The sequence below is a fragment of the Stenotrophomonas sp. genome, from assembly GCF_032103445.1.
Lineage (GTDB): Bacteria > Pseudomonadota > Gammaproteobacteria > Xanthomonadales > Xanthomonadaceae > Stenotrophomonas.
In genome coordinates this window covers 1-18,037 of sequence record NZ_DAMDFR010000043.1, presented here as the reverse complement: position 1 = coordinate 18,037, position 18,037 = coordinate 1, and the positions used below count along the sequence as shown (strand labels likewise).

Annotated in this window: 17 protein-coding genes and 1 pseudogene; all 18 read left to right on the top strand. The window is 66.4% G+C overall.

What is annotated here, in order from left to right:
* The first annotated feature begins 143 nt into the window (after positions 1 to 143).
* Positions 144 to 1,385, top strand: coding sequence for a flagellin (locus RT551_RS14780; protein ID WP_313460080.1), 1,242 nt, complete (start codon positions 144 to 146; stop codon positions 1,383 to 1,385).
* A 232-nt stretch (positions 1,386 to 1,617) separates the two neighbouring features.
* Complete coding sequence (locus RT551_RS14775; protein WP_313460078.1) at positions 1,618 to 2,835, top strand: flagellin; 1,218 nt, start codon at positions 1,618 to 1,620, stop codon at positions 2,833 to 2,835.
* Positions 2,836 to 3,434: 599 nt separating this feature from the next.
* Positions 3,435 to 4,793, top strand: a complete 1,359-nt coding sequence (gene fliD / locus RT551_RS14770) for a flagellar filament capping protein FliD (RefSeq protein ID WP_313460076.1) — start codon at positions 3,435 to 3,437, stop codon at positions 4,791 to 4,793.
* 160 nt (positions 4,794 to 4,953) lie between these two features.
* Positions 4,954 to 5,370: a flagellar export chaperone FliS gene (gene fliS, locus RT551_RS14765; RefSeq protein ID WP_313460074.1), complete on the top strand. Its 417-nt coding sequence runs from the start codon at positions 4,954 to 4,956 to the stop codon at positions 5,368 to 5,370.
* The gene (locus RT551_RS14760; RefSeq protein ID WP_313460071.1) at positions 5,370 to 5,684 is read left to right on the top strand and encodes a hypothetical protein; all 315 of its coding nucleotides are present in this window, start codon (positions 5,370 to 5,372) and stop codon (positions 5,682 to 5,684) included. Before fliS ends, RT551_RS14760 begins: the two co-directional genes overlap by 1 nt.
* On the top strand, positions 5,681 to 6,268 hold the full coding sequence (locus tag RT551_RS14755; RefSeq protein ID WP_313460068.1) for a PilZ domain-containing protein: 588 nt from the start codon (positions 5,681 to 5,683) through the stop codon (positions 6,266 to 6,268). Before RT551_RS14760 ends, RT551_RS14755 begins: the two co-directional genes overlap by 4 nt.
* 96 nt (positions 6,269 to 6,364) lie before the next feature.
* Positions 6,365 to 6,997 (top strand): response regulator transcription factor, encoded by a 633-nt coding sequence (locus RT551_RS14750; RefSeq protein ID WP_311193813.1) that lies wholly within the window; start codon positions 6,365 to 6,367, stop codon positions 6,995 to 6,997.
* A gap of 288 nt (positions 6,998 to 7,285) precedes the next feature.
* Positions 7,286 to 8,695 (top strand): RNA polymerase factor sigma-54, encoded by a 1,410-nt coding sequence (gene rpoN / locus RT551_RS14745; protein ID WP_313460065.1) that lies wholly within the window; start codon positions 7,286 to 7,288, stop codon positions 8,693 to 8,695.
* 14 nt (positions 8,696 to 8,709) lie between these two features.
* Entirely contained in the window at positions 8,710 to 9,087 is a 378-nt protein-coding gene (locus RT551_RS14740; protein ID WP_311191150.1) for a response regulator transcription factor, read from the top strand.
* Complete coding sequence (locus tag RT551_RS14735; protein WP_313460061.1) at positions 9,084 to 10,574, top strand: sigma-54 dependent transcriptional regulator; 1,491 nt, start codon at positions 9,084 to 9,086, stop codon at positions 10,572 to 10,574. Before RT551_RS14740 ends, RT551_RS14735 begins: the two co-directional genes overlap by 4 nt.
* Positions 10,575 to 10,817: 243 nt before the next feature.
* On the top strand, positions 10,818 to 11,840 hold the full coding sequence (locus tag RT551_RS14730) for a YadA-like family protein (RefSeq protein WP_313460059.1): 1,023 nt from the start codon (positions 10,818 to 10,820) through the stop codon (positions 11,838 to 11,840).
* 274 nt (positions 11,841 to 12,114) lie between these two features.
* Entirely contained in the window at positions 12,115 to 12,477 is a 363-nt protein-coding gene (fliE, locus tag RT551_RS14725) for a flagellar hook-basal body complex protein FliE (protein WP_313460056.1), read from the top strand.
* Between the two features lie 12 nt (positions 12,478 to 12,489).
* On the top strand, positions 12,490 to 14,133 hold the full coding sequence (fliF, locus tag RT551_RS14720) for a flagellar basal-body MS-ring/collar protein FliF (protein ID WP_313460054.1): 1,644 nt from the start codon (positions 12,490 to 12,492) through the stop codon (positions 14,131 to 14,133).
* A 13-nt stretch (positions 14,134 to 14,146) separates the two neighbouring features.
* Complete coding sequence (fliG, locus tag RT551_RS14715; RefSeq protein ID WP_311193812.1) at positions 14,147 to 15,133, top strand: flagellar motor switch protein FliG; 987 nt, start codon at positions 14,147 to 14,149, stop codon at positions 15,131 to 15,133.
* The gene (locus RT551_RS14710) at positions 15,130 to 15,765 is read left to right on the top strand and encodes a FliH/SctL family protein (protein ID WP_313460051.1); all 636 of its coding nucleotides are present in this window, start codon (positions 15,130 to 15,132) and stop codon (positions 15,763 to 15,765) included. The genes fliG and RT551_RS14710 overlap by 4 nt, the downstream gene beginning before the upstream one ends.
* Positions 15,762 to 17,144, top strand: a complete 1,383-nt coding sequence (locus RT551_RS14705; RefSeq protein ID WP_313460048.1) for a FliI/YscN family ATPase — start codon at positions 15,762 to 15,764, stop codon at positions 17,142 to 17,144. The genes RT551_RS14710 and RT551_RS14705 overlap by 4 nt, the downstream gene beginning before the upstream one ends.
* A gap of 3 nt (positions 17,145 to 17,147) precedes the next feature.
* Positions 17,148 to 17,606 (top strand): flagellar export protein FliJ, encoded by a 459-nt coding sequence (gene fliJ, locus RT551_RS14700; protein ID WP_311191143.1) that lies wholly within the window; start codon positions 17,148 to 17,150, stop codon positions 17,604 to 17,606.
* A pseudogene (locus RT551_RS14695) lies at positions 17,606 to 18,037 on the top strand (hypothetical protein); the annotation flags it as partial. The gene fliJ and the pseudogene RT551_RS14695, both read left to right, overlap by 1 nt.

Here is an 18,037-nt window from a genome sequence, read left to right as displayed (position 1 = left end):
CCGCATTTTCGCCCTTTTCCTGCTAAAGCTTGCCGAAATAGTGACGCTATTGACTGCAACCACTGCGTGATTGCCATCCCCGGCACCCCGCAAGGGGAAGCACCTCCACTACACGGCGACACTTCGCCACCAGGAGCAAGAAAATGGCACAAGTCATCAACACCAATGTGATGTCGCTCAACGCGCAGCGCAATCTGTCGACCAGCGGCTCCAGCCTGGCCACGACGATCCAGCGTCTGTCGTCGGGTCTGCGCATCAACAGCGCCAAGGACGACGCCGCCGGTCTGGCGATCTCCGAACGCTTCAGCACCCAGATCCGCGGCCTGGACGTTGCCGTGCGCAACGCCAACGACGGCATTTCGCTGGCCCAGACCGCCGAAGGCGCGATGGTCGAAATCGGCAACAACCTGCAGCGTATCCGTGAACTGTCGGTGCAGTCGGCCAACGCCACCAACTCCGACAGCGACCGTGAAGCACTGAACGCCGAAGTGAAGCAGCTGGTCTCGGAAATCGACCGCGTTTCCCGCCAGACCAACTTCAACGGCACCAAACTGCTGGACGGTTCGTTCGGCGGTGCGCTGTTCCAGGTCGGTGCCGACTCGGGCCAGACCATCGGCATCAAGAGCATCGTCGATGCCAGCAGCTCGGCGCTCGGTGGTTCGCAGTTTGACAAGAACTCGCTGACCATCGCCGCCGGTGCGGTTACCGCCGGCCAGGGCCTGAAGATCACCGGCATGAAGGTGACCGGCTCGGACGGCAAGGCGATTGACCTCGGCGACATCAACGTGAAGGCGACGGGCACCACTGCGGCCGACATGCAGGGTGCTGCTGCCAAGGCGGTTGCCGCTGCGATCAACGAGAAGATGGACCAGACCGGCGTCTACGCCGCAGTTGACGGCACCGACGCCACCAAGGTCAATCTGACCGCGATCAAGGACAGCACCGACGCCGCGGGCGCGTTCAAGGCATTCACCGTCACTGCCGGCACCTGGACCGACACGGCTGCAACGCCGGCCGCGAAGACCGCCCCGACCTTCACTGTGTCAGCCGCCGCACCGGCTACGAAGAGCTACGCCGCCGGCCTGGACATCTCCAAGGTCGTCGGTGCCCAGCAGGCCATCGACGTGGTCGACAAGGCACTGAAGGCGGTCAACAGCTCGCGTGCCGACATGGGTGCGATCCAGAACCGCTTCACCTCGACCATCGCCAACCTCGGCACCACCTCGGAGAACCTGTCGGCCTCGCGCAGCCGTATCCGCGACACCGACTACGCCAAGGAAACCGCTGAACTGACCCGCACGCAGATCCTGCAGCAGGCCGGTACCGCGATGCTGGCCCAGGCCAACCAGTCGCCGTCCAGCGTGATGAGCCTGCTGCAGGGCTGATCCCCTGAGACAGGTCCAACGCCAGAAACCCGGCTTCGGCCGGGTTTTTCTTTGCTCGCCAACCTGCAGAAACGCGACGGAATCGAGGTTTTTCCTGATGGTTTGATTAAAGGTTGTTGACAGAATGTCGCTAATGACTTCAGCCACGACATGAATACCTTGCGTGGCACCTCCGCAAGGGGAAACACCTCCATCATCCGGCGACATCACACTCGCCACCAGGAGCACGAAAATGGCACAAGTCATCAACACCAATGTGATGTCGCTCAACGCGCAGCGCAATCTGTCGACCAGCGGCTCCAGCCTGGCCACGACGATCCAGCGTCTGTCGTCGGGTCTGCGCATCAACAGCGCCAAGGACGACGCCGCCGGTCTGGCGATCTCCGAACGCTTCAGCACCCAGATCCGCGGCCTGGACGTTGCCGTGCGCAACGCCAACGACGGCATTTCGCTGGCCCAGACCGCCGAAGGCGCGATGGTCGAAATCGGCAACAACCTGCAGCGTATCCGTGAACTGTCGGTGCAGTCGGCCAACGCCACCAACTCCGACAGCGACCGTGAAGCACTGAACGCCGAAGTGAAGCAGCTGGTCTCGGAAATCGACCGCGTTTCCCGCCAGACCAACTTCAACGGCACCAAACTGCTGGACGGTTCGTTCGGCGGCGCGCTGTTCCAGGTCGGTGCCGACTCGGGTCAGACCATCGGCATCAAGAGCATCGTCAACGCCAGCAGCTCGGCGCTGGGCGGCGCAAAGTTCGACAAGAGCACCCTGGCCATCGGCGTGCCGGCCACCAACGGCGACGTCACCGTCAAGGGCATGACGATCAAGGGTGCCGACGGCACCGCGTATACCCTGTCCGACGTCACTGTGAAAGCGGGTGTCGATGCTGCCGCCACGCAGAAGGCAACGGTCGCCGCTGTTGCCAGCGCCATCAACGAAAAGATGGACCAGGCCGGCGTCTACGCCACGGTCAGCACCACCACCGGCACGATCGACCTGACCTCTGTCAAGAACAGCGTGGACGACAAGGGCGTGTTCAACGCCATCACCGTCACCGCGGGTACCTGGACCGGCATCACCGCGCCGACCCCGGCCACCCCGACCACCGCCGTCGCGGGTGCTGCGCTGGCCAGCCAGTTCGCTTCGGACCTGGACATCTCCAAGGTGGCCGGTGCCCAGCAGGCGCTGTCGATCGTCGACAAGGCTCTGACTGCGGTCAACAGTTCGCGTGCCGACATGGGTGCGATCCAGAACCGCTTTACCTCGACGATTGCCAACCTGAACACCACCTCGGAAAACCTGTCGGCCTCGCGCAGCCGTATCCGCGACACCGACTACGCCAAGGAAACCGCTGAACTGACCCGCACGCAGATCCTGCAGCAGGCCGGTACCGCGATGCTCGCCCAGGCCAACCAGTCGCCGCAGAGCGTCATGAGCCTGCTGCAGTAAGTCGTTGCTTCACGCGTAGAGCAAAAAGCCCGGCTCCGGCCGGGTTTTTTGTTGCTCGTTATTGGCTGGCATTCGACAGGCTGCGTAGCGCCGGGCTTGCCCGGCTGCTGTTGGAGTCAGGCGAACAGCCGGTGGTCATGGTATCTCTGGGTTGGCGGCTCGGGATGGGCGTTCCGGGGGACGCCGCAAGTACGTCCCTGTAGGCTCAGTCGCCGCATCCATGCGGCTCATGCCCCCTCCAGCCCACCCCGAACCGCCACGACAGTGCGTCGGTGGCCACGGACGATCAAAACCAACTCATCACTTGTCCCTGCACTTGACCTGCTTTGGTGGGATCGGTCGACAGACGATCGCCGTGAAACTCCAAAAAACCCGGTAACGCATGACCCCAAATCGACATCGCCTTTGATGTTGCCGTGGCATTTCCCCGTGGCCACCGACCCTCTGACTGGGGCGTGCTGGCACAGGGCTTGCATAAGATCCCGCATTACCAAGGCCCCCATGAGCCATTGGTTCAAGACTTCCCGTTTCGGGCCGATACCCCCTGCAGGCACAGCAGGCGGTTGCGTGCCCACCGTTACGAATACAGGACTGCAGACATGGCAATTGGAACCATCGGTACCGGCCTCGACATCCCCACCCTGGTGGCCCAGCTGGTCGCCAAGGAGCGCGAGCCGCAGGAAAACCAGATCAATGCCGCCGGCACCGCCGCCAGCGCCAAATTGTCGGCGATCGCCACCCTCACCAGTGGCATGACCAACCTGCAGACCACCCTGGCCAGCCTGATGAAGAACGCCGACAAGCCGGCATTCAAGGCCACCACGGTTACCGATTCCAACTTCAGCGCCACCATCGACACCTCCGATGGAGCCGCCAGCGCCGCCGCCGGCACCCATCAGGTGGAAGTCAAATCGCTGGCGCAGGGCCAGAAGCTCAGCTCCAAGGGCTTCGCCAAGGATTCCGTGGTCGGTGACGGCACCCTGACCCTCAAGTACGGTGAAACCACACTTGATGTCACCATCAAGGAAGACAGCAAGCTGTCCGACATCGCCGCCGCCATCAACAAGGCCGCCGGTGGCAAGGGCGTCACCGCCAGCGTCATCACCGCCGACGACGGCCAGCACCTGGTGCTCAGTGCCACCGATACCGGCCTGGCCGGTGCCATCACCGTCAGCACCAGCGGCGGTAACGGCGGGCTGGCCGATCTGACCTACGACGGCACCGCCGGCTCGGGCATGACCCAGACCGTGGAGCCCAAGGATGCCGTGGTCATCGTCGATGGCTTTACCCGCACCTCCAGCTCCAACACCATCAGCGACATCGTGCCCGGGGTGAACCTCACCCTGACCAAGGCCGGTACCGAGGCGGGCAAGACCCAGACCCTTACCATCGCCCGTGACAACACCTCGCTGAAAACTGACATGGCCGCCTTCGTGGCCGCTTACAACGCGATGAACAGCGCGCTGAAGTCCTCCAGCGCCTACAACACCGCTACCAATACCGCGGCTGCGCTGACCGGCGATGCCATGGTCCGCGGCCTGCAGCAGCAGCTGCGCAGCCAGTTCAGCACCAATGTCAATTCGCTCAAGGACATGGGCGTCACGATGGCCGCCGACGGCACGCTGACTCTGGACAGCGCCAAGATGGAAACCGCGATCGGAAAGGACCCGGAAGCCGTCGCCAAGCTGTTCGGCACCGAGGGCACCATCGGCAAATCCATGGACAGCTTGCTGAAAAGCAACCTGGACAAGGAAACCGGCACCCTTACCCAGCGCAAGAACTCGCTGGACAAGCAGATCAAAGACCTGGAAAGCCGCCTGGACGCGCTCGATGCGCGCATGGAGAAGGTCTCCGATCGCTACACCAAGCAGTTCACCGCCATGGAAACGCTGGTTACCCAGATGCAGACCACCAGCGACAGCCTGACCCAGGCGCTGGCCAAGAAGACCAGCAGCTGATCACCGTTTCTCACACCGTTCCTCAAGTTTGCACCCATCAGCGCCGATATTGAGGGCAACACCCACCGCCATTGCCGTGCGATGGGGCTGACCGGGCAGCGCCCGGTACCACCAGGAACCGCAGCCGCTGCAGGTTCCGGTACGAGAGGAGAAGTTTCGAATGTACGGTTCCAGCCGTCAGTACGCAGAGCAGTACCGCAAGGTGGGCGTTGCCACCGCCGTCACCGACGCCGACCCGCACAAGCTGGTTGCGCTGCTGCTGGCCGGGGCCTGCGAGCGCGTCCGTCTGGCCGAGGCCTGCCTGGAGCGCAACGACCAGGCGCGCAAGGGCAAGGCCATCGGTGAGGCCTGCGCCATCGTCGGCCACCTCAATGGCTCGCTCGACCATGAGGCGGGCGGCGACATCGCGGGCAACCTGTCGGCCCTGTACGACTACGTCATGCAGCGCCTGACCCATGCCAATCTGCACAACGACGCGGCTGCCCTGCAGGAGTCGCTGCAGCTGTTGAGCGAGATCGACGCCGCCTGGAACGCCATTCCGCATGATCAGCGCCAGCCCGCTGCGGTGGGTGCCTGATGAACGCCGCGCTCGCCATCGATGACGTGCAGCTGCTGCATGCAGCGCTGGACGAGCTGTCCGCCGCCGTCGAAGGCGAGGACCATGACCTCACCCAGCGGCTGATGGATACCTACGACGGCCAGGTCCGCGCCTGGCTCGACGGCGACCAGGGTCAGATCGACGCCGGCGCGCTGCACGGGCTGATCGCCCGCCAGCAACAGCTGAGCATCCGCATGGCCGCCCGCCGCGACGAGGCCGGCGAACACATCACCGCCGGCCGACGCGCCGTTCGCGCTTCGCTCGCGTACCTGCGCGCAGAATCGCTGGCATGAACGATCCCCGCGCCAGTGAAGTCCTGCATCCCGCCGAAAGCGCGCTGTTCGACGAAACCCTGAGCTGCGACGTCGCCCTGCCCGCTGAATTCCGCCTGGGCAGCGCGGTCATCCGCCCGGGCAGTGCCGAAACCCTGCTGCGCAGCGTCGCCCTGGTCGAAGACAGCCGCGGTGACGACGGCCACGACGAGCGCGGCGAATCCAGCCAGCACCTGCTGCGGCTGGAAGCCAAGCTGGACCTGGTGATGGTGCTGCTGGGCCGGCTGGTCCGCCAGGGAGCCCAGGACCTGCCGCTGCGCCCCCTGCGCTGGTCGCGCCGAGGCATCCGCCTGGAGCTGGGTAACCGCAGTTCGGCGGTGCCGGGCAATCTGGGCGTGATCCGCCTGCAGCCGTGCGACTGGCTGCCCGACCATATCGACCTGCCGGTCTCGGTGCTGGCCGAGGCCGCCACCGGCGGCGGGGCCTACTACCTGTGGCTGCGCTTCGAGCCGGTCAGCGACGCCCTGGAAATGGCCCTGGAACGGCACCTGTTCCGCCTGCACCGCCGTCAGATCGCAGAAAGCCGCCGTGGGCGGGAATCCTGACAGAAACGTCCTTATTGACATTACGTACGCTTGGCGATCAGGTCGTGAACGGGTAATGTGAAGGACTTGTCCTCACCTTTCCTCACACTCACTCCTGTGCGCGTTCTCATCGTCGACGACCACACTTTGGTCCGGGCTGGCCTGGGCCGGCTGCTGCAGACCTTCGCCGACGTAGCCGTGGTGGCCGAGGCCAGCAATGCCGAACAGGCCCTGCAGCTGGCCCTGCAGCACTCGCCCGATGTGATCCTGATGGACCTGTCCCTGCCCGGCCGTACCGGGCTGGAAGCACTGAGTGACATCCTGATGCGTGCCCCCGGCACCCGGGTGGTGATGATGACCATGCACGACGATGCCGTGCACGTGCGCGACGCACTGGATCGCGGCGCGGTCGGCTTCGTGGTCAAGGACGCCGCCCCACAGGAACTGGAACTGGCGCTGCGCGCCGCCCATGCCGGCCAGGTGTTCCTGAGCCCGCAGATCTCGGCCAAGATGCTCGCCCCCATGCTGGGCCGGGAAAAGCCGGTCGGCATTGCCGCGCTGTCCCCGCGCCAGCGCGAAATCCTGCGCCAGATCGGCAAGGGTGAAAGCAACAAGGAAATCGCTGCCGACCTCGGCATCAGCGTGAAGACGGTCGAGACCCACCGCGCGCGCATGATGGAATCGTTGGGTTGCCGTCGTGCCAACGACCTGCTGCTGCTGGCCGCCCGCCACCAGCACGAACTCGAATAACCGTAGAGCGGGGCTTGCCCCGCTGCTCCGCGACAATTCCCCGACGCACACACCCGCCACGGCCGCTCACCGTCGGAATTCCGAACGATCCAGCATCGTCACGCGCACCAAAAATCAGCTACTTGGATGCAACCAGCGTCAAATTGCCGCGCTCATGTAAGGAATACCCCTACACCCCGTCGGGAAATGAATGACCGCACTCAGGAACCCCCTGATTTCCCCCCTGGCGCGGTACAAGCAAGATGTGTTCCAGAACGCACCGGGGACGCGGTGCGACGGGGAACACGCATGAAGCCGACACTGTCGACCCAGCTGGGTCAGCAACTTCACCTCACGCCGCAGCTGCTGCAGTCGATCCGACTGCTGCAGCTTGACGGCCTGCAGCTGGAACTGGAAATCCGCCGTGCGCTGGAGACCAACCCGCTGCTGGAACTGGAAGAGGCCCCCGAGCAGGACGCCGCCCCCACCCAGGTTGAAAACACCCAGGTCGAGGTCGCCGCGTTCGACGAGCTGCCCGAAAGCGGCCTGTGGGACGTGGCCGGTGCCAGCTGGAATGACGGCGACGACGACCGCATGCAGCGCATTGCCGCTGACGAATCCAGCGATCCGCAGCTGCGCGCCCTGCAGCGCCTGTCGCTGGAACTGGACGCCCGTCAGCTCGACGTCGCCGGTTTCTGGCTGGAACACTGCGACGACGCCGGCTACCTGACCGCGCCGCTGGAACAGCTGCAGCTGCTGGCCAGCGCGCGCAGCGACATGGATGCCGCCGGTGTGGAAGCGGTGCGCCAGCAGATCCTGCACGGCGACCCGGCCGGGCTGGCCGCGCGCGACCTGCACGAATGCCTGTCGGCGCAGCTGCAGGCGCTGCATGGCCGGGTTCCGGCCCGTCACCTGGCCCAGCGCGTGCTGGACCACGGCCTGGCCCTGCTGGCCGGCCACGACTACGACGCGCTGGCCCGCCAGCTCGACGCCGAGGTTGCCGACATCCATGAGGCGGTGCGCCTGATTCTCTCGCTGCAGCCGCGCCCGGGCGAAAGCCTGCTGCCGGACAGCAACGGTGCGGTCATTCCCGATGTCATCGCCTGGCACGCCGACGGCCAGTGGCGCGTGGCCTTGAACCCGGCCACCAGCCGCCGCCTCAGCGTCAACCCGGGCTACGAACAGGCGCTGGCCGACGCCGGCGACAGTGCCCAGCCGCTGCGTGACATGCTGCAGGAAGCGCGCTGGCTGACCCGCGGCCTGTCGATGCGCTACGACACCCTGCTGCGCACCACGGCAGTGATCATCGAGCGCCAGTCTGGTTTCCTCACCCGCGGTGAAGAGGCCATGGCCCCGCTGACCCTGAAGGAAGTGGCCGACGCCATCGGCATGCATGAATCCACCGTTTCGCGCATTACCACCGGAAAGTACCTGCAGACCCCCCGTGGCACCCTGGAACTGAAGCACTTCTTCGCGGTCCGCCTGGAAGGGGCCAGCGTCTCCGGGCAGGCGGTCAAAGCCATGGTGCGCCGCCTGATCGATGCTGAACCGGCAGGCCGCCCGCTGGCTGATGAAGCGATTGCGGGACTTCTGTCACGTCAGGGGGTGAACATTGCCCGTCGTACCGTTGCAAAATACCGCGAACAACTGGACATTGCCCCGGCCCGTGAACGCCGCCGGGCCGGCGCCCGGTCCCCGCTATTGGCCCGGGTGGGCTGAAGGAAGTACACGTCATGAACAAGCTCACCGTCCTGCTGGTCGACGACCACGAGGGCTTCATCAACGCCGCGATGCGCCACTTCCGCAAGGTCGACTGGCTGGAGATCGTGGGCAGCGCCGGAAATGGCCTGGAAGCCATTGCCAGTTCCGAATCGCTGCGCCCGCAGGTGGTGCTGATGGACCTGGCCATGCCCGAAATGGGCGGACTGCAGGCCACCCGCCTGATCAAGACCCAGGACGATGCGCCTTACATCGTCATTGCCAGCCACTTCGATGACGCCGAGCACCGCGAGCATGCCCTGCGCGCAGGTGCGGACAACTTCGTCAGCAAGCTGTCCTACATCCAGGAGGTCATGCCGATACTGGAGGGGCTGAAGGGAGTACCGGCATGAGCGAGTCGCGCATCCTGGTACTGGACAACGACGCCGTACGCGCCGAGCGCACCGTCGCCCTGCTGGAATTCATGGATTTCAATCCACGCTGGGTCGTCGATGCCGGCGATTTCGACAGCAGCCGCCAGCGCAGCAACGACTGGATGGCCGTCATCATTGGCAGCCTCGAGCAGAGCCCGGCCACCGACGCGCTGTTCGCGTGGGCCGGCCACGGCACGCTGCCGCCGCCGGTGATGCTGATCGACGGCGACACCGCCGCCTTCGCGCAGCGTCACGGTCTGCACGAAGCCAATGTGTGGCCGCTGGAAGCACCGCTGCGTCACGCGCAGATGGAAGCGCTGCTGCGCCGCGCCAGCCTGAAGCGGCTGGACGCCGAGCACCAGGCCGGTGCCGCACAGGACAACGGCCCCACCGGGGACGGTGCAGCGGTAACCGAGCTGCGCCAGATGATCGAGCAGGTGGCGGCATTCGACACCACCGTGCTGGTCCTGGGCGAATCGGGCACCGGCAAGGAAGTCGTGTCGCGTTCCATTCACCAGCGCTCGCCGCGCCGCGACGGCCCGTTCGTCGCCATCAACTGCGGCGCGATTCCGGCAGACCTGCTGGAAAGCGAATTGTTTGGTCACGAAAAAGGGGCCTTCACCGGTGCGCTGAGTGCGCGCAAGGGTCGCTTTGAAATGGCCGAGGGCGGCACCCTGCTGCTCGACGAAATCGGCGACATGAGCCTGCCAATGCAGGTGAAGCTGCTGCGTGTGCTGCAGGAGCGCAGCTTCGAGCGCGTGGGCGGCAACCAGACCATCCGCTGCAATGTGCGCGTGGTCGCGGCAACCCACCGTGACCTGGAATCGCGCATCGCCGAAGGCAAGTTCCGCGAGGATCTGTTCTACCGCCTCAACGTGTTCCCGATTGAAGTCCCGTCGCTGCGGGACCGCACCGAAGACCTTCCCGCGCTGGTCGGCACCATCGCCGCTCAACTGGCACGCACCGGACGTGGCGAAGTGCGCTTCAGCCCGGAAGCGCTGCAGGCGCTGGCCGCCTACGAGTGGCCGGGCAATGTGCGCGAACTGACCAACCTGGTCGAGCGCCTGGCGGTGCTGCATCCCGGCGGCACGGTGCGGGTGCAGGACCTGCCGGCGCGTTACCGGGGTGATTTCAATCCCGCCGCACCGGTTACGGCCCCGGCACCGGCAGCCAGCAGTGACGAACGTCTGGACCTGCGCAGTTTCTCGTTCCATACCCCGGGTACCGGCACGCCGGCCTCCGCCCAGGATCCGGCCGCCGCACGTGCGCCCGCCCTGCCCGACGACGGTCTGGATCTGCGCAACCACATGGCCAACATCGAGCTGACGTTGATCAACGAAGCACTGGAACGGACCCAGGGCGTGGTCGCCCACGCCGCCCAGCTGCTCGGCCTGCGCCGTACCACCCTGGTGGAAAAGCTCCGCAAATACGGCATCGAGCGCGACCAGACCGAACTGGCGGGGTAACAGTAGCGCCGGCCGTTGGCCGGCCCTCGCGGCGTGTGCAATCTTCAAATCTGCGACACGCCGCTCATCTTCTAAAAATTGTTTTCACAACACCATGACGCAAGGGCGACTAGGGTCGCCCACAGCTGCATGCCGGCAGGGGCGTTACCGCTGCTGTCCGGTCTGCGGGGAATCGGGGGATTCTTGCAGCCACGCCGGCCTCCCAACACAGGCCGGGGCGCGCTGCTGACGGAGACCTCGACCATGGCACGTTCCAGGGATACCCGTTCTGCGCGCGGCGTGCGTCCGCTTGCCGCCTTCCTCTCCCCCGCCCGTCTTACTCTCGCCCTTGGCCTGGTGCTCTGCGCCGCGCCGGTATGGGCACAATCGGTCTGTAACCAGACCGGCGGCGTAGCGCCGACCGCGACCGGCGGAAGTGCATTTGCCTGCGGTGACGGTGCCACCTCACCGGGCGGCCTGGGCACCGCCCTGGGCACCGGGGCAACCGCCGCCGGTGACAACACGCTCGCCGTCGGTGGATCAAGCAATGCCGCCGGTGAGTTTGCTTCCGCCATGGGGCGCAGCGCCAACGCCAGCGCCGATGCGTCCACCGCCATTGGCTACAACAGCGCCGCCTCCGCCGTTAACTCGGTTGCCATCGGTGCCAACTCGGTCGCCGACCAGGACAACACCGTGTCCGTCGGTGCCGCCGGTGCCGAACGCCGGGTCACCAACGTCGCCGCCGGCACCGCCGACACCGATGGCGTCAACGTCAGCCAGCTCAACGACACCGCCGCGACCACGCTGCAGGAGGCCAACACCTATACAGACGGTGCCCTGCAGCAGGCCAATACCTACACCGACGGTGCCCTGCAGCAGGCCAACAGCTACACCGACCAGCAGATCGCCCTGCTCGGCGGTAGCGGTGGTGGCGTTGCGGCTGCCGACCTGGACCAGCTGCGCGCCGAGATGAATGACCGTTTCGCCGGCGTCGATGATCGATTCGCCGGCGTGGATGCTCGGCTCGATGCCATTGACGAGCAGCTGCGCAAAGTCGATCGCCGGATCAGCCGCCAGGGCGCGATGGCCATGGCCCAGGTCCACAGCCTCGGCATGCCCGATGTGAAAGAAAACTGGTTAGGCGTCGGCGTGGGCTCAACCGACGGCGAGCAGGCAATCGCCATCGGCTATCGCCGCCGTATCAGCGAGCGCACTGCGGCATCGCTCGGCGTTTCCCTCGCAGGCAAGGAGCGCTCCTACGGCGGTGGCCTCGGCTTCACCTGGTAGAGGACACCGTTGGGGAACCTCGACGCCCGGGCCCGTCCCGGGCGTCGATGTGTGTGGCCGCCAGATTTTAGACGCCGGGGTTCCGGCGCACTGCCTGCGACCGGGCGTCACACCGGAACTACGTCACATTTTTCGCGCCAGTTCGCTGACTTGGCCCCGGCGGGCTGCCTCACACATCTTCACATCACCACAAATCTGAACCACTCAGCGATTTCGGCACGGGGCTTGCAAGGTATCCGGGTGTACTCCCATCCCTGTTTTCGGAACGCTCCAGATGTCACATTCCGTCACTTCGATCCTGTCCCAGATCCGCACCTATCAGACCCAGATGGGGACCACCGCGGTCAACCCGCTGGCCGAAACCCCGCAGACCAATGCGCTGCAGGGGCTGGCCGGCACCCAGGACGTACAGGCCCCCAGCTTCACCGACACCCTCAAGGGTGCGCTGGCCGGCGTCAACGAGGCCCAGCAGAAGTCCGGCGCGCTCGCGCGCGCCTTTGAACTGGGCGAACCCGGTGCCGACCTGGCCAAGGTCATGGTCGCCTCGCAGCAGTCTTCGATCGCCTTCCGCGCCACCGTGGAAGTCCGCAACCGTCTCGTCCAGGCTTACCAGGACGTGATGAACATGCCGCTGTAAGGATAGACCCGCATGGCCCTGTCGCTCACCAAGGAATCCCTGAACGCCGAAAAGGCGGGCCAGTGGTTTGACCGGCTGCAAAGCCTGCAGATCACCCGTCGGCTCGGCCTGATGGCGATGATCGCCGTGGCTGTGGCGGCAGGCCTGTTCGTGTTCTTCTGGTCGCAGAAGCCCGGCATGGTGCCGCTGTACACCGGGCTGGACCAGAAGGCCACGGCCGAAGCGACCGACCTGCTGCGTGCTGCGCAGATTCCGTTCGAGCTGGACCCGGCCACCGGCGGCATCACCGTGCCGGAAAAGAACCTGCACGACGCGCGCCTGAAGCTGGCCGGCTCCGGCCTGACCGACAGTGGCCGCCTGGGCTTTGAGCTGATGGAACGCGACCCCGGCTTCGGTGTCAGCCAGTTCATGGAAAACGCGCGCTACCAGCACTCGCTGGAAACCGAGCTGTCACGCACCATCAATACCCTGCGCCCGGTGCGCGATTCACGCGTGCACCTGGCCATTCCCAAGCCCAGCGCCTTCACCCGCCAGCGTGACGTGGCCAGCGCCTCGGTGGTGCTGGAGCTGCGCGGCGGCCAGCAGCTGGAACGCGGCCAGATCGATGCCATCGTGCACATGGTCGCCGCCAGCATTCCCGATCTGGCCGCCGAGCGGGTGACCGTGGTCGACCAGAGCGGCCGCATGCTCAGCGTGTCCGACCCGAACAGCGAAGCGGCGGTGAATGCCGCCCAGTTCGAACAGGTGCGCCGCCAGGAAACCTCGTTCAACCAGCGCATCCGTGAACTGCTGGAACCGATGACCGGCCCCGGCCGGGTCAATCCGGAAGTCAGTGTGGACATGGACTTCTCGGTCACTGAAGAAGCCCGCGAGCTGTACAACGGCGAGCCGCAGAAGCTGCGCAGCGAGCAGACCAGCGAAAACACCAGCACCGAAGCCGGCCCGCAGGGCGTGCCGGGTGCCGCCAGCAATACTCCGCCGGGAGCCGCCGCCGCGCCGCCGACCGCGCAGACCCCGACCGAAACCTCGCGCAACGCCACCCGCAACTACGAGCTGGACCGCACTCTGCAGCACACCCGTCAACCGGCCGGCCGCATCAAGCGCGTCTCGGTGGCGGTGCTGCTCGACAACGTGCCGCGCCCCGGTGCCAACGGCAAGACCGTGAAACAACCGCTGTCGGCAGCCGAACTGACCCGCGTCGAAGCACTGGTGAAACAAGCCGTCGGCTTCAATGCCGAGCGTGGCGACACCGTCAGCGTGATGAATGCTCCGTTCGTGCGCGAATCCACCCCGGTGGAAGCGCCGAAGTGGTGGGAACTGCCGCAGGTGCAGGACGGCCTGCGTCTGCTGCTCGGCGCGATCGTGGTGCTGGCGCTGCTGTTCGGCGTGCTGCGCCCGGCGCTGCGCTCGATCACTGGCCCGGCCAAGCCGGTCAAGGAACTGACCCAGGAACCGCACAGCGCCGACGTGCAGCTGGTGGACGATGGCGAAGGCCTGCCGCTGCTGGCCGGCGACCGGGTCAACCTGTCCGGCAACGAGCCGCTGGCGCTGCCGGTGGACTCCTATGAGGAACGACTGCGCATGGCGCGTGAAGCTGTAAAGACCGATTCCAAGCGCGTGGCCCAGGTGGTCAAGGGGTGGGTGGCCAATGATTGAGAATCCCGCACCGTTGAGTGGCGTGCAGCGCGCTGCCGTCCTGCTGCTGTCCCTGGGTGAGCTGGAAGCAGCCGAAGTGCTGCGTCACATGGAGCCCAAGGAAGTACAGAAAATCGGCATCGCGATGGCGACCATGAGCGACATCACCCGCGAGCAGGTCGAACGGGTCATGGACCAGTTCAACACCGAACTGGGCTCCAAGACCTCGCTCGGCGTGGGCTCGGACGACTACATCCGCAACATGCTGGTGCAGGCACTCGGCAGCGAGAAGGCCGGCAACCTGATCGACCGCATTCTGCTCGGCCGCAACACCACCGGCCTGGACGCGCTGAAGTGGATGGACCCGCGTGCGGTGGCCGACCTGGTCCGCAACGAGCACCCGCAGATCATCGCCATCGTCATGGCCCACCTGGAAACCGACCAGGCCGCCGATGCGCTGAAGCTGCTGCCCGAGCGCACCCGCGTCGACGTGCTGCTGCGCATTGCCACCCTGGACGGCATTCCGCCGAACGCGCTGAACGAGCTCAACGAGATCATGGAGCGCCAGTTTGCCGGCAACCAGAACCTGAAGTCGTCCAACATCGGCGGCGTGCAGTGCGCGGCCAACATCCTGAACTTCATGGACAGCGGCCAGGACCAGGCGATCCTGGGCGAGATCTCGCGCATCGATGCCCCGCTCAGTGCGCGCATCCAGGAAAAGATGTTCGTGTTCGACGACCTGATCGACCTGGAAGACCGCGAAATGCAGCTGGTGCTGCGCGAAGTCAGCGGCGAACGCCTGGGCCTGGCCCTGCGTGGTGCCGACATCAAGGTGCGCGACAAGATCACCCGCAACATGTCCCAGCGCGCCGCCGAGATCCTGCTGGAAGACATGGAAGCGCGTGGTCCGGTGCGTCTGTCCGACGTCGAAGCCGCACAACGCGAGATCCTGGCCATCGTCAAGCGCATGGCTGACGAAGGCACTGTGACCCTGGGTGGCAGCGCGGAGGCCATGCTGTGAACAACGCCGTGCGCTGGATGGCCCCCGACTTGCTGGCTGCGCCTGAGCTGCCGCAGGAAGATGACTACGAGCTCACCGGGCTCGACCCCGAGCACGAGCCCGAACCGGTCCTGCAGCCGCCCACACTGGAAGAAATCCAGCAGATCCAGGATGCGGCCGAGAAGGAAGGCTTCGAGCGCGGTCATGCCGATGGCCATGCCCAGGGCCAGGCCGAAGTGCGCCGCCTGGTCGCCCAGATCGAAGGCATCCTCGACAATTTCAGCCGGCCACTGGTGCGACTTGAGAACGAAGTGGTCGCCGCGCTGGGCGAGCTCGCCGTGCGCATCGCCGGCACCCTGGTCGGCCGCGCCTACGAGGCCGACCCGGCCCTGCTCGGCCAGCTGGTGCATGAAGCGGTCGACGCGGTCGGCGGAGCCAGCCGCGAGGTGGAAGTGCGCCTGCACCCCGACGATATCGCCGCGCTTGCACCGCTGCTGCAGCTGTCCCCGCAGCAGCGCCTGGTGCCTGATCTCAGCCTGAGCCGCGGCGACCTGCGCGTGCACGCCGAGGCCGTGCGCGTGGACGGCACCCTGGAAGCGCGTCTGCGCGGTGCCCTGGATGCCGTGCTGCGCACCACTGGAGCCGGCGCATGAACACCGAACCCCTGCCCCCGCCGCCGGCCGATTGGGCCGCCGCCCGCAATCTGCGCCTGGCGGCCCGGCTCGACGGGATCAAGCCCGATGCCACCCATGGTCGCGGCCTGATCCGCGAAGGCGTGCTGCGCCGCGCGGTCGGCCTTACCCTGGAAGCGGTCGGCTGCGAATCGCCGATGGGAGCCAGCTGCAAGGTCGAAGTAGCCGGTGGCGCGTGGGTCGATGCCGAAGTGGTCGGCTTCGCCGGCGAACGTACCTACCTGATGCCCAGCGCCGAACTGCACGGCCTGCTGCCGAATGCCCGCGTGGTCCCCGTGCTGGGCCGTGGGGGTGTTGAAGTCGGCGAAGGCCTGCTCGGCCGCGTGATCGACAGCGACGGCGTGCCGCTGGACGGCAAGGGCCCGATCCGCGCCGAGGGCACCGTCGGCATGGCCGGCGTGGCGATCAACCCGCTGGCCCGCGAACCCATCACCCAGCCACTGGACGTCGGCGTGCGCGCGATCAACGCGTTGCTGCCGATCGGCCGTGGCCAGCGTGTCGGCCTGTTCGCCGGTTCCGGCGTGGGTAAATCCACCCTGCTCGGCATGATGACCCGATACACCTCGGCCGACGTGATCGTGGTCGGGCTGATCGGCGAACGTGGCCGCGAAGTCCGTGATTTTGTCGAAAGCACCCTCGGCGAAGAAGGCCTGCGCCGCGCCGTCGTGGTTGCCAGCCCGGCCGACCGGCCGCCGCTGGCCCGCCTGCACGGTGCCTACCGTGCCACCGCCATCGCCGAATGGTTCCGCGACCAGGGCCTGAACGTGCTGCTGCTGATGGACTCGCTGACCCGCTTCGCACAGGCGCAGCGCGAAATCGGCCTGTCCGTCGGCGAGCCGCCCACCACCCGCGGCTACCCGCCTTCGGTGTTCGCCAAGCTGCCTGCGCTGGTCGAACGCGCCGGCAACGGCGCGAAGGGCCGAGGCTCCATCACCGCGTTCTACACGGTACTGACCGAAGGCGACGATCCGCAGGACCCCATCGCCGATGCCGCCCGCGCCATTCTCGACGGCCACATTCTGCTCTCGCGCCGGGTTGCCGACAGCGGCCTGTACCCGGCCATCGATGTCGAATCGTCGGTCAGCCGCGTGGTCACGGAAATCGCTGACGAACCCTGGCGCCTGCGCATCCGCAAACTCAAGCGGCTGGTGTCGGCGTACTCGGCCAACCGCGACCTGATCGCCATTGGCGCGTATCAGCGCGGCAATGACCCGGCCACCGACGAAGCGCTGGAGCGCTGGTCGGAGATCGTTGAATTCCTGGGCCAGGACGTCGGCAAGGCCGCCGACCTGCCGCACAGCCAGGCCGCATTGAAGCAATTGGTGGAAAGAGAGAACTAAGCCATGATCCAGTCCAAGCGCATCGACCCGCTGCTGAAGCGGGCCCAGGACCATGAAGACGCCGTCGCCCGCGATCTGGCCGAACGCCAGCGCGTGCTCGACACCCATCTGGCCCGCCTGGAAGAACTGCGTCGCTACGCCGAGGAGTACGCCAACGCGCAGATGGCCGCGACCAGCCCGGCGCAGTTACTCAACCGCCGCGCCTTCCTCGACCGGCTCGACAGCGCCGTCGCCCAGCAAAGCCAGACCGTGGACAGCAACCGTGAAAAGGTCGAGGCCGAGCGCGCCCGCCTGATCCTGGCCAGCCGCGACAAGGCCGTGCTCGAACAGCTCGCCGCCAGCTATCGCGCCCAGGAAAAGGTCCTCGTCGACCGCCGCGACCAGCGCGAGATGGACGACATCGGTGCCCGTCGCAGCCGCCAGACCCAGAACGAAGATGCCGAATCCGGAGGTACCCCGTGATGTCCCCCACCCTGCTCGGCGGCAGCGCCCCGTCCACCGGCACCAGCACCAGCAGCGCCTCCGCTGGAAGCAGCAACAGCGCCAGCGGCGGCACCGGCAGCCGCCAGGACTTTGACGCCATGCTGAAGGGCAGCAAGGAGGGCGCGCGCCCGTCCGAAGCCTCGGCCAAGCCGAAGCCCAAAAGCACCGACAGCAGCCAGAGCAAAGACGACACCACCGCTGCGAAAGACCCCACCAGCAAGCGCAGCACCGACAAGCCCGGCCACGCCGACGAGACGTCCAGCGACGCCACCGTCCCCGCCACCGCAAGCGCAGAGGCCAGTTCCCCCGCTGAGCCCGCCACCGGTGACGAGGCCGATGCCGCCCCCTGGCCCCCGCTCGGCCTGGCCGGGCTGGCCCTGACCGGTCTGGCCCCCACTGCCACCGATGCG